General features: G+C 40.9%; 7 protein-coding genes. All 7 read left to right on the top strand.

Annotated features, from left to right (window positions below; genetic code table 11):
• The first annotated feature begins 548 nt into the window (after nucleotides 1-548).
• The 7 genes from BCU84_RS01220 (at nucleotide 549) to BCU84_RS01190 (ending at nucleotide 12,433) form a co-directional block, all read left to right on the top strand.
• Nucleotides 549-3,548 carry a TonB-dependent receptor gene (locus BCU84_RS01220; protein WP_102526282.1) on the top strand — a complete coding sequence of 1,000 codons (3,000 nt, stop codon included), beginning with the start codon at nucleotides 549-551 and terminating at the stop codon, nucleotides 3,546-3,548.
• Between the two features lie 275 nt (nucleotides 3,549-3,823).
• Nucleotides 3,824-5,407: a tryptophan halogenase family protein gene (locus tag BCU84_RS01215; protein ID WP_102526281.1), complete on the top strand. Its 1,584-nt coding sequence runs from the start codon at nucleotides 3,824-3,826 to the stop codon at nucleotides 5,405-5,407.
• Nucleotides 5,408-5,507: 100 nt separating this feature from the next.
• Nucleotides 5,508-6,236 (top strand): SapC family protein, encoded by a 729-nt coding sequence (locus BCU84_RS01210; RefSeq protein WP_102526280.1) that lies wholly within the window; start codon nucleotides 5,508-5,510, stop codon nucleotides 6,234-6,236.
• A gap of 34 nt (nucleotides 6,237-6,270) precedes the next feature.
• Nucleotides 6,271-7,284, top strand: a complete 1,014-nt coding sequence (locus BCU84_RS01205; RefSeq protein ID WP_102526279.1) for a cupin-like domain-containing protein — start codon at nucleotides 6,271-6,273, stop codon at nucleotides 7,282-7,284.
• Between the two features lie 91 nt (nucleotides 7,285-7,375).
• Nucleotides 7,376-8,896 carry a tryptophan halogenase family protein gene (locus tag BCU84_RS01200; protein WP_102526278.1) on the top strand — a complete coding sequence of 507 codons (1,521 nt, stop codon included), beginning with the start codon at nucleotides 7,376-7,378 and terminating at the stop codon, nucleotides 8,894-8,896.
• Nucleotides 8,897-8,942: 46 nt separating this feature from the next.
• Nucleotides 8,943-9,710: a DUF6445 family protein gene (locus BCU84_RS01195; protein ID WP_241906325.1), complete on the top strand. Its 768-nt coding sequence runs from the start codon at nucleotides 8,943-8,945 to the stop codon at nucleotides 9,708-9,710.
• Between the two features lie 80 nt (nucleotides 9,711-9,790).
• Entirely contained in the window at nucleotides 9,791-12,433 is a 2,643-nt protein-coding gene (locus BCU84_RS01190) for a glycoside hydrolase family 3 C-terminal domain-containing protein (RefSeq protein WP_241906324.1), read from the top strand.
• The last annotated feature ends 45 nt before the right edge of the window (nucleotides 12,434-12,478 follow it).

The raw sequence follows: 12,478 nt of genomic DNA, 5'->3' as shown, positions 1-12,478 counted from the left end.
CTGCTTACTGCTTACTGCTTTGCGTATTTTCTAAAATAGTATCTCAATTCATGGCAATTTTTGACTCCGAAATTGACCTAATACTCATTTAAAAACACTATTCATTTGTCATACAATATGTGTAAAAACAAGCATGTAACTGCACTAAACTGTCTTTATATTGAAATTAGCTTCCATAATCTGCAACAACCACCTTCCCTAGCGTATTTATTTCAAAAAAAATGTAAGCGCTATCACAAAATTATTTCTTTTTTTTATTTTAGATAAAACTGCTAAATAGTAAATTATTAATGTTTTTATTCAGCAACTTAAGATTTCTTGTTTTGTTTTGCCACAAAAACAAAGTTAACAGCTTGTGATTTTTTGTAGCAATTATTGTTGACGCTGTTAACAAATTAATCTAGTTTTATGTAAGCGCTTACATTAACTTTTACATAAAGGCTTTTCAAAGCGTTTACAAATGATGAAAAAACATATTACGTGAATGCGTAATCCGAATAAAAAAATCAGAGAGTAGTAGCCTGAGATCTAGTCGAGGGGAGACTTAGATGAAATTTAGAACATTTAAAAAGACCAGAATTGCCACTAGTTTGTCGGTAGTACTGAGTGCAAGTACCATGATGCCAGCATTCGCAGCTGATGAAGCCGCTGCAGATGAAAACATTGAAGTACTTCAAGTCACGGGTATTCGCGGAAGCTTAATTAAATCAATGGATTTAAAACGTAGCTCTAACGGTATCGTTGATGCAATTAACGCTGAAGACATTGGTAAGTTCCCAGACAGTAACTTAGCTGAGTCTTTGCAACGTATTACGGGTGTATCAATCGACAGACAAAATGGTGAAGGTAGCCGTGTTTCTGTTCGTGGTTTCGGTGCAGACCAAAACTTGGTTATGCTCAATAACCGTCAAATGCCAGTAACAACCGGTTCTCGCTCTTTTGACTTCGCTAACATTGCATCTGAAGCAATTAGTGCAGTTGAAGTTGAGAAAACAAGCCAAGCGAAAAACTCAACTGGTGGTATTGGCGCAACAATTAATGTTCTAACTCATCGCCCACTAAGCTCTCCAGGCCTTAAAGCGACTTTCGGTGTTAAAGCTGTTGATGATCAATCAACTGATGAAGGCTCTGTTACACCAGAACTATCAGGTTTATATTCAAATACATTTGCTGATGGCAAATTTGGTATATCTATTTCTGCGAGTTACCAAGAACGTGAAAGCGGTAACCAACAAGCTCAAGTCGGCACAGGCTGGCGTAGCTTCCCAGGTATTGTTGACCAAGACTGGGGCGGCGATAATGCAGAATGGGGCGGCGTACCAAAAGATGACAATCAAATTAACCGTCCTGGTGAAGATGATGTTTACGCAGTGCCACAAACAACGGTTTACCGTTTTGAAGAGCAGCAACGTACCCGTACTAATGGTCAGTTAGTTTTACAATACGAGCCAATTGACTCGTTACGTGCAACTCTAGATTACACTTATATGCAAAATGATGTTGATACCCAATCACATGATGTATCTGCATGGTTTAACTTTGTTCCTACTCAAGAAAGTACTTGGTCAGATGGCCCAGTATCATCTCCATTGGTTTACTCTGAAACTTACCCTGATGGCGGCGCTGATTTATCAATGGCCGCGGGTGATTACGGAACACGTGATGAAAGTGGCTCTTTAGGCTTTAATTTAGAGTGGGATGCAACTGATAACTTATTCTTATCATTGGATTACCATACTTCAGAAGCAGAGCGTTCACCTAATAGCCCTAACGGTAGTAACAGTAACTTAAGTACTGCAGCATTTATTCGTACAAGCGCTGCAACTGATTTCACCGGTGACGTACCAGTACTCGCTGTTGGTGGTGGTAATGCTGTTCGTCCTGAAGATATGCGTGTTACTGGTTCAGTATTTGGTAATGCTCGTAATAAATCAGAAGTTGAACAACTACAAATCAATGGTACTTACGTCTTTGAAGAGGCTGGTAGCATCGACTTTGGTATCGCAGCAACTGACGTAAATAATCACTCTCAATCAGTAAACGTACAACGTAATGACTGGGGTGGTGTTGGCGCTGAAGGCGATTTTGACCCTTCATGGTTCCCAGCGGGTAGCGTTCAAGATAAATTTGACGGTTCACAAGGTGACTTCTCAGATTATGAAGGTTCTGCCTCTATTGACCCACAAGATGTGATTTTCCTTTGGGATTTTGAAGCGGTTCGCGCTCGCGCTGCTGAACTATACGGCTCTACAGCTGTTGGTGATTGTGGTAACGGTTTCTGTCCATCTACTGACTATGCAAGTGATACCGACCGTTTCACTCAAGAAGAGTCACAATCAGCATATGTTCAATATAACTACGAAGGCGAATGGGGCGATATGCCATTTGATGTTCACTTCGGCGTACGTTATGAAAAAACAGATGTTGAATCTAAGTCAGCGGTTTCATCTTATGACCAAGCAACTTGGATAGCAGAAACAGAAATTGCACTTCAAAGCACTACATCTGATAACCGTGTATTTGGTACTCAAACAGGTTCGTATGATTACTTTTTACCAAGTTTCAACTTCAATATTGAAGTCGTAGAAGATATTTATTTACGTGCTGCATACAGTGAAACAATTGGTCGACCAGACTACACCTCTATTCAAGGTGGTACGACAGTTGGAACACTAGCTAACCGTGGTGGTGGTAGTGGTGAATCAGGTAACCCAAGCTTATTACCACTTGAATCAACTAACTATGATTTCTCTGGTGAGTGGTACTACGCAGATGCGAGTTATGTCTCTGTCGGTTACTTCCGTAAAGACGTAACAAACTTTATTGATAGTAACCCTGTAAATTCTACTATTTATGAAATTGCAGATCCATCAAATGGTGTTTACGTTGCAGAAGCTATTGCCGCTGGAAATGTAACAGCCATTGATCAGCGACAGTGGATTTACGACACTTATGGTGCAACCGATCCAAATGTCACTCTAAACCCAGATAACGGCAATATTGAAATCACTGGTAACCCTGGTGACCCAAGCCTTAACTTTGTACTAACAACGCCTTCAAACAGTAGCGACAGTTCTGTGATTGATGGTTGGGAATTTGCAGTACAGCACTTCTTTGGCGAGTCAGGTTTCGGCATGCAAGCTAACTACACGTTAGTAAATGCAGGCGACTCTTATGACAATTACAACCTAAACCGACCTGGTGATGATCCGCAAAATGTACTTACCAACATCAGTGATACAGCTAACGTTGTTGCCATCTATGAAAACTATGGTTTCTCTGCTCGTTTAGCATGGAACTGGCGTGATGAGTTCTTGAACTCAACAGGTGACGGCACCGGTGCTAACCCATCATATACTGAAGAATATTCACAAGTTGATTTCAATATTGGTTATGACATTGCGGCAGTTGAAGGCCTAACAGTATTCTTCGAAGGGTTAAACATCACTGAAGAAAATACGCGAACTCATGGTCGTTCAACTACTCAAGTATTGAACTACACCCAAACAGGAGCTCGATACAGTCTAGGTGCACGTTATACATTCTAACTTGAACACGTTTTAAAAATGTAAACTAAGGTCGTTTGAGGTGACTATCATGGTCACCTCTTTTTTTAAGCTACATCCGTTAGCAACATGGACGTTGCACCTTTTTTATGAATTTACAATTCTCTCTCATTATTACAAATTATTACTTACAAACACTTGTAAGCGATTGAAAAATATTCAATGCTAGTCAAGCTCTAGCGGAAAAAATGACTCTATCGATACGAATTAAAGTTATTAAAACTGGCCTTAACTACAAAATTTAAAATAGGCATTTTATGGCACAAGCGATTCAAAACATTATTATTGTTGGCGGCGGCACTGCAGGTTGGTTAACAGCGGGAATATTGGCTGCTGAACACAACGCTGATAATGGCAAGTTATCGCCCTCTCCTAAGCTCAATATCACTTTAATAGAATCTCCAGATGTGCCGACCATTGGCGTAGGTGAAGGTACTTGGCCTTCAATGCGCAGCACACTCAAAAATATCGGCATCAGTGAAACTGAGTTTTTAATCCATTGCGACGCAAGTTTTAAGCAAGGTTCGCGTTTTTTCAACTGGACTCACTCAGCTAATACACGCAATCGCTCCGGCGAGCAATATCTTCATCCTTTCAGTTTACCTATAGGAACAAACGAATTAGATCTTTGTCCTTACTGGATGCCACACAGAGAGCAAGTCAGCTTTGCAGATGCTGTTGGTCAGCAAAATCAATTAAGCCAATTATTTTTAGCGCCTAAACAAATCACTACTGGTGAGTATCAATTTCAAAATAATTACGGCTACCACCTTAACGCAGGTAAGTTTAGCCAGCTGTTGCAAAAGCATTGCACCGAAAAACTTGGCGTGACTCATATTCAAGACCATGTCACCAGTATTCACAAAAACGACAATGGGGATATTAGCCACTTAGCAACCAAGCAATCAGGCATCCTCAAGGCTGACTTTTTTGTGGACTGTACTGGAGTCAAATCTTTACTGCTTGGTGAGCAGTTAAGCGTTCCATTTATATGCCAAAAGTCGGTGTTATTTAATGATTCCGCTTTAGCGGTACAAGTCCCCTACCCAAGCCCTGACTCAGAGATTGCTTCATGCACTCATTCTACTGCGCAAACAAATGGTTGGATTTGGGATATTGGTTTACCGACAAGGCGAGGCGTCGGTCATGTCTATTCATCGAGTCATACCGATCAAGACCAAGCAGAAAAGCAGCTTATCGATTACCTTAGACCCACAGTCAATATTGATGTGGATAATCTAGAGTTCAAAAAACTTTCTATTGCACCGGGGCATCGACAAGTCTGCTGGAAAAACAATTGTATGGCTATCGGTATGGCTGCAGGCTTTATCGAGCCTTTAGAAGCATCAGCGCTAGCATTAGTTGAATGGAGTGCCAATACCCTTGCTAAGCAATTACCTGCGAATAGACAAGTAATGGATATTGTTGCCTCTCGAGTCAATCAACGTTTTAGCCAACATTGGCAGCAAATTATCGAATTTTTAAAGCTGCATTATGTCCTGAGTAAAAGAAGCGACAGTGACTATTGGCATGACCATCGTGAGTCATCAACGATACCGGATTCTCTACAACAACAAATCGAGCTGTGGCGAACTCAAGCGCCGAATATACACGACATTCAACATACAGATGTGTTATTTCCAGCTGCGAGTTTTCAATTCGTGCTTTATGGTATGGAATTTCAGACCATGGTGCCAACTCAACTAAAGCCGTCATTGCAACATAAAGCTCAACAACTTTTCAGTGAAAATATAAAACGTACACAAGGCTTAAAGCAAATATTGCCCACCAACCGAGAGTTGCTGGCAAAAATTGCCCAATATGGATTACCTAAGATTTAGTCGCAATACAATAATAAACGACAAATTACACTCGCTATTACAAGACCAATTACACATAACAATAAACACAGCTAAGACTGTATTTGATTAGGATGTCAGCATGAATAAACCAGTATTACTCAATAGTGTCGATCATAAAGACTTAAAAATTATTACTGAACGCTCAGAAAAATTCGGTGATAACCTTTGGTACACAGTGACCTTTCCAGCCGAATTTAGAAGTGTACAGGCGCATTATCCAATCTTTTTTCAAAAAGACAGTAATACCGGCCAATTCTATTCTGTTGCTATGTTTGGCTTCCAACATAAAGAAAACTTGTTTCTTCAAGATGGTAAATGGCAAGCTGCCTATATTCCATTAACTGTCCGCCGCCAACCTTTTTTAATCGGTCAGCAAACTGTACAGGAAGATGGTGTTGAGCAGGTTCAACGTGTGATTCATTTAGATCCAAACCATCCTAGAATCAATGAAGCCGAAGGTGAGCCGCTATTCTTCCCATACGGTGGTAACACCCCTTACCTTGATGAAGTCGGTGAAATGCTTGAAACCATTCACCATGGCTTAATCGATAGCAAAAACTTTATTGAAACCCTGATCAAACTTGAATTGCTTGAGTCATTTACTCTAGACATTGAGCTTGATAACGGTGAAAAGCACCAAATGATTGGTTTTTACACCATCAATGAACAAACCCTTGCCATGCTTCCCGCGGAAACACTCGCTGAACTGCATCAGCAAGGTTATCTCAGCGCTATTTATATGACGTTGGCATCACAATCAAATATAAGACAGCTTTTGAACTTCAAAAATGCTCAGACAAGTGCTTAACGCTGTATCAGGCACATCTATAAGGTTGTTGTAAATGGATACGAAACAGACAGTAAGAGTGATTGAAAACAGCTCAATGAGTGACATCATTGATGAGATTGAGTCAATCGATGAACCCGTTATTTTTAAAGGAGCTTGTGCCCACTGGCCTTTAGTGGAAGCAGGCCTTAAAAGTGCTGAAGATGCGGCTCAATACTTACTGTCTTTTTATCAGCAAACCCCAGTAACTGCCTATTACGTGGCACCAGAACATAAAGGCCGCGTATTTTATAACGATCAAGTTAACGGCTTTAATTATCAGGCCGCCCAGCTTAATTTACATCAGGTGATTGATAAGCTATTTACCCATAAAGATGATGACTTTCCGCCAAGTATCTATATGGGTTCAACTGAGATTAATCAGTTTCTGCCAGGTTTAGCAGATAAAAACAGCTTAAAACTTGAGTCTATTAAGCCACTAACCAGCGTCTGGTTAGGTAATCAATCTCGAATAGCAGCACATTTTGATTTCCCGCAAAATCTTGCCTGTAACGTTGTTGGCAAGCGTACATTTACCCTATTCCCACCCGAGCAAGTCGGTAATTTATACATTGGCCCGATGGAGTTTGCCCCAGGTGGCCAAGAAATTAGTATGGTCGACTTTGATGCGCCCGACTTTGATAGATACCCTAAATATAAACATGCCCTTGCAGCGGCTCAAACCGCTGAGCTTGAGCCAGGTGATGTGCTATATGTTCCTAGTATGTGGTGGCATCAAGTAAGTGGTGTAGAAGCCTTTAATGTGTTGATAACCCATTGGTGGCGAGACACGCCAGCTTATCTAGGTAGACCGAATAACGCGCTGGCAATGGCAATGTTAAGTCTTCGCTCACTGCCTAAAGCACAACGACAAGCTTGGAAAGCCATGTTCAATCACTACATATTTGATCATGATGACGATGACGTCAGTCATATCCCGAAAGATGCTCAAGGGATGCAGACTAAACCTCTGGATGATATCAATGCTCGAAAGCTTAGAGCGGACTTAATTAATAAGTTAAAGCGATAAACTCATAAAGAAGCGAGTTCATTAATTTTCAAACAACAAATAATAAAGAGTTAATCACTATTTTGTGAATTGATCGTAAGGAAATTCTGTTATGCAAAAGCAAGCCTCTGAAAAAGCAAACGCTTCAAACAAGCCAATTAGAAAAGTTGTCATCGCAGGTGGTGGCACCGCTGGCTGGATGGCCGCTGCTGCATTAACAAAACTGCTAGGTAAAAACTTAGAAGTGGTACTGGTTGAATCCGATCAAATAGGCACTGTAGGTGTCGGTGAAGCCACCATTCCTACGTTGCATATTTTTCATCGTTTATTAGGCATTAAAGAACAAGATGTCATGGCTGCCACCAATGCCACTTTTAAATTAGGTATTTCATTTGAAAATTGGCACGATGTGGGAAAAGATTACATTCACTCCTTTGGTTTTCTCGGCAAAGATTGCTGGGCCTGTGGTTTCCAACATTTTTGGCTGAAAGGCCAACAACGTGGCATCGTCAGTGAAATCGGCGACTATTGTACTGAGCATTTAGCGGCGCGAGAAGGTCGCTTTGCTGTACTGCCGAATCAAGATTACAACCATGCGTATCATATGGATGCGACGCTTTACGCTAAATTCTTACGTGCCATTGCCGAGCAACATGGCATCACTCGTATAGAAGGCAAAATTAATGATGTCTTGCAATATGAAGATAGCGGCAATATTAAAGCCTTACAACTTGACTCAGGCGAAATTGTGGAAGGTGATTTATTCCTTGATTGCACTGGGTTTAGAGCCATGCTAATCGAAGGCACACTCAATACAGGTTTTGATGATTGGAGCCATTGGTTACCATGTGATAGCGCGATTGCAGTGCAAACCAAAACCACCGAAAAACCGATTCCTTATACTCGCTCAATCGCTCGTGATTCAGGTTGGCAATGGCGGATTCCACTTCAAAGCCGTACCGGTAATGGCATCGTTTTTTGCAGTAAATACATGAGTGATGAAGATGCCAAAACCACGTTAATGAACAATATTGAAGGTGAGCCGTTAACTGACCCTCGTGTGATTAAGTTCCGCACTGGCAGTCGCCGTAAAACATGGCATAAAAACTGTATCGCAATTGGTTTATCATCTGGTTTTTTAGAGCCGTTAGAGTCCACCAGCATCCACCTTATTCAACGAGGTATTGTGCGTCTTCTGCAAATGTTCCCTTCACAAGGTATTGTTGAAGAAGACATTAATGAGTTTAATGAGCAAACTCGCACAGAAACTGAAAACATCCGCGACTTTATTGTATTGCATTATAAGGTCACTGACCGCACTGATACTCGCTTCTGGCGCTATTGTAAAAATATGAGCGTACCTTCATCGTTGCAACATCGTATCGATATGTTTGATGCTTCTGGCAAAGTGTATAAACACGGTAATGAATTATTTGGCGAAAGCTCTTGGATACAGGTAATGATGGGTCAAGGTTTAGCACCGAAACAATATCACCCAATCGTCGATATGATGGAAGATGAAGAGCTGGAACACTTCTTAGGCTCAATCAAAGCAAAAGCGAAACAGAAAGTCTCGAATTTGCCTGATCATTATGATTTTGTGCAGCATTACTGTAAGTCAAAAATGCTTTAACTAATCATGATTGAGTTTATTTAGAATTAAGCCAGTAAGGTTGTTTATGACAGAACCACATTCGCAAACAGTGCCAAAGCAAGTATCTAGTGCTAAGCCAACAGATCTCAATCCAATGGTACGCGTCAACAAGCCATTGAAACCAGAGATCCATTATATTGGTGAACAAAAAACACCTGTGATTGTTATCGATGACTTTACTGCTGACATCTCTGAACTACAACATTGCGCTGATCAAATCGACTTTAACTTAGACAAAGGTTCTTATTATCCAGGGATAAGAGCCAAACTGCCTAGAGATTATGTGATTGAAGTATTAAACCACGTATTTCAATTGATTTATGATGTTTACAAAATACCCACTAACCTTCGCATCAAACCTCAAGCAACGTACTTTTCGTTAATCAATCGCCAGCCAGAAAATTTGACGACGTTACAACGTATTCCACACTTTGATACCCCTGCGCCCTATTATTTTGCATTACTGCAGTATCTTAACGAAGAAGACCATGGGGCAACGGCATTTTTTAAGCACGTTCCTACACAATTCGAACGTATTACCCAAACCAATATGGATGAATACTTCAGAGCTGCAGAGCCCTATTTACAAGCACTAGCTCCGCATCCGGCAAAATATTTTGTCGAAAGTAATCAGTATTACCAACAACATCATCAAATCGAATATAAACAACATCGATTGGTGATATATCCGGGTAATTTGTTGCATTCAACTTTAGTCTGTCCTAAAACAGATATTGATAGTAACCCCCAAACAGGCCGCTTAACGGCCAATATATTCATCAATGTCAGCTAATTATGCTGGTGAACTCTTTGCCAATTGACATTGTTAACCTCATAAAAAATATCTTTTATTAATCTATCAAGGAGCCTCAGATGACACCGATATATCGGCCAAAAATGAAAGCGCTTACAAAAAATAGACTTCGAGCAGTTTCAATTTCAGCTTCAATACTGATGTTAAGCAGTTCGGCTGTCATTGCTGACTCATCAAGTACTGCAGATTCATCAAATACAGTGAAACAGTCACATGCATTATCAGTACTGAGTCAAAGTGAGCAACAGCGTTTACAGCACCGTTTATCTCAGGTTGAATCTGAAATTGAACGTCTTTTACCTCAGCTCTCTCTAGAGGAAAAAGTGTCTTTAGTCCATGCAGGCGGAAAATTTCATATCCCAGCAATTGAGCGATTAAATATTCATGAAATGTGGATGTCTGACGGTCCTCACGGGGTTCGTTACGAAATTGACAGAAACTCTTGGGCACCTGCCGGCTGGACGAATGACTATTCAACTTATTTGCCGCCACTCACGGCAGTAGCCGCAAGTTGGGATCCTAACATGGCCAGTTTGCATGGGAATGTTTTGGGGGCTGAAGCGCGTCATCGTAATAAAGACCTTATTCTCGGCCCAGGCGTTAACCTTGCACGCCTGCCATTGTATGGTCGCAACTTTGAGTACATGGGTGAAGACCCATACTTGGCTGCCACATTAGTCGTGCCAACAGTCAAAGCCATTCAAGCTAATGATGTCGGAGCAACCGTTAAGCATTATGCGTTAAACACCCAAGAGTTAAACCGTACTGGAGTGAATGCCAAACCTGACGAGCGAACCCTACGAGAGGTGTACTTGCCCGCATTTGAAGCTGCAGTTAAAGAAGCCAATGTGCATGCCATCATGGGCGCATATAATGAGTTTCGCGGCACTAATGCTAACCAAAGCCATCATTTGATTAAAACCATTTTAAAAGGTGAATGGGCCTACGAAGGTGTGCTCCTTACTGACTGGAATGTCGATATCAATACCTATGATGCTGCCATGAACGGCCTAGATATTGAAATGGGCACCGCTGTCGAAAGTTATGATGAATACTTTTTAGCTGATCCACTCCTAGCAATGATAAAAGCAGGTAAAGTGCCTGAATCTGAGCTTGATGATAAAGTACGCCGTATTCTTAGAGTGCAATTAAGCATTGGCATGATGGATAAACAACGCTTATCAGGTGAACGTAATACTCAAGCCCATCGTGACGATGCTCGCACCATTGCGACCAATGGCGTAGTGCTATTAAAGAACAACAAGCAGGTATTACCCCTTGATGCGGATAAGGTCAAAAACATCTTAGTGTTAGGGCCTAACGCAGATAAACGCCATGGCTTTGGCGGCGGGTCATCTGAGGTAAAAGCCTTATATGAAATCAGTCCACTTGATGGCCTTAACGCAAAATTTGAACAAAATGGCCGTAAAGTTAATATTCAACACATGCGCCCTGCCAGTAGTGCATTTATGCCAATCCCAAATGACTACTTAACCACTCGTCATTGGACTGGTACCCCTTCTTGGCAAATTAACTATTATGCAGATAATCAACTTAATCAATTAAGCAGCGAATCATGGATTGCAGATCCGCAGTTTGATGCCAAAGGTCAACAACAAAACGTTGAAATTCTTGCCAATATCAAACCGATGGAAACAGGAAAGCACACATTAAAGCTAATGGCGCAAGGTAAAGTAACCCTGTTGATTAATGACAAGGCCATTGTCGATGATAATGCGAAACCTGCCAATATTATTAACGCTGAAGTAGAGCTGAAAGCTGGTGAAACTTATGCTTTTAAGCTTATTTATCAAGGTAAAGATAAAGTCACTTTAGGTTGGGAAACGCCAAACAGTTTATACAATTCAGAAGATGAGTATTTAGCCGCTGCGAAAAATGCTGACGCGGTAATTTATTTTGGCGGCTTAAGTCATGCAGACGATCGTGAATCGATTGATAGACCGGATATGAAGTTACCAGGCCAGCAAGATGAAATTATCGAGAAACTATTAACGGCAAATCAGAATACTGTCGTATTTATGATTGGCGGCTCGGCTGTAGAAATGCCTTGGGCTGAAAAAGCAAACGCTATTGCTTGGGGTTGGTATGGCGGAATGGAAGCGGGTCATGCCTATACTGACATCTTATTTGGAGATGCTAATCCAAGTGGCAAAATGCCGATAACCCTTCCTAAAAAGCTACAAGATACTGCACCTATTGCGCTAAATGATTATAACGAGAAAGAATCGTTATATTCTGAAGGGGTATTTATTGGTTATCGCTGGTTTGAGCAACAAAAAATTGCGCCTGAATTCCCGTTTGGTCATGGTTTGTCTTACAGTGAATTTAGCTATGACGACATTAACTTCTCAAGTAGTAAACTAAGCGGAGATGATACGTTAACTGTCACTGCCAGTATCACTAACACCAGCAAAACCGATGGTGCTGAAGTTGTGCAGTTGTACCTTAATGATGTTAAGGCTAGTGTGCCTCGTCCGCTGAAAGAGTTGAAAGGCTTTGATAAAATCTGGCTAAAAGCTGGAGAAACGGGACAAGTTAGTTTCACTCTGAATCAACGTGATTTATCATTTTGGGATATTAACACCAATGATTGGTTAGCTGAATCGGGTGAGTTTAAAGTTATGATTGGTTCGTCAGTAGAAGACATTAGACTCCAAAAAAGTTTTAATTATCAGCAGTAATAAAAGCTATAAGAATCAACTTAGATATAGTTATAGTTATAGTTA

Origin of the sequence: Shewanella sp. 10N.286.51.B7 (genome assembly GCF_002873615.1) — a bacterium.
GTDB classification, from domain to species: domain Bacteria; phylum Pseudomonadota; class Gammaproteobacteria; order Enterobacterales; family Shewanellaceae; genus Shewanella; species Shewanella electrodiphila.
This window is presented reverse-complemented; position numbering and strand designations above follow the sequence as displayed.

Bases quoted from the DNA above. Each gene is read 5' to 3' on its own strand.
- BCU84_RS01220 (WP_102526282.1), top strand. From the start codon at position 549: ATGAAATTTAGAACATTTAAAAAGACCAGAATTGCCACTAGTTTGTCG.
- BCU84_RS01210 (WP_102526280.1), top strand. From the start codon at position 5,508: ATGAATAAACCAGTATTACTCAATAGTGTCGATCATAAAGACTTAAAA.
- BCU84_RS01205 (WP_102526279.1), top strand. From the start codon at position 6,271: ATGGATACGAAACAGACAGTAAGAGTGATTGAAAACAGCTCAATGAGT.
- BCU84_RS01190 (WP_241906324.1), top strand. From the start codon at position 9,791: ATGACACCGATATATCGGCCAAAAATGAAAGCGCTTACAAAAAATAGA.
- BCU84_RS01195 (WP_241906325.1), top strand. From the start codon at position 8,943: ATGACAGAACCACATTCGCAAACAGTGCCAAAGCAAGTATCTAGTGCT.
- BCU84_RS01215 (WP_102526281.1), top strand. From the start codon at position 3,824: ATGGCACAAGCGATTCAAAACATTATTATTGTTGGCGGCGGCACTGCA.
- BCU84_RS01200 (WP_102526278.1), top strand. From the start codon at position 7,376: ATGCAAAAGCAAGCCTCTGAAAAAGCAAACGCTTCAAACAAGCCAATT.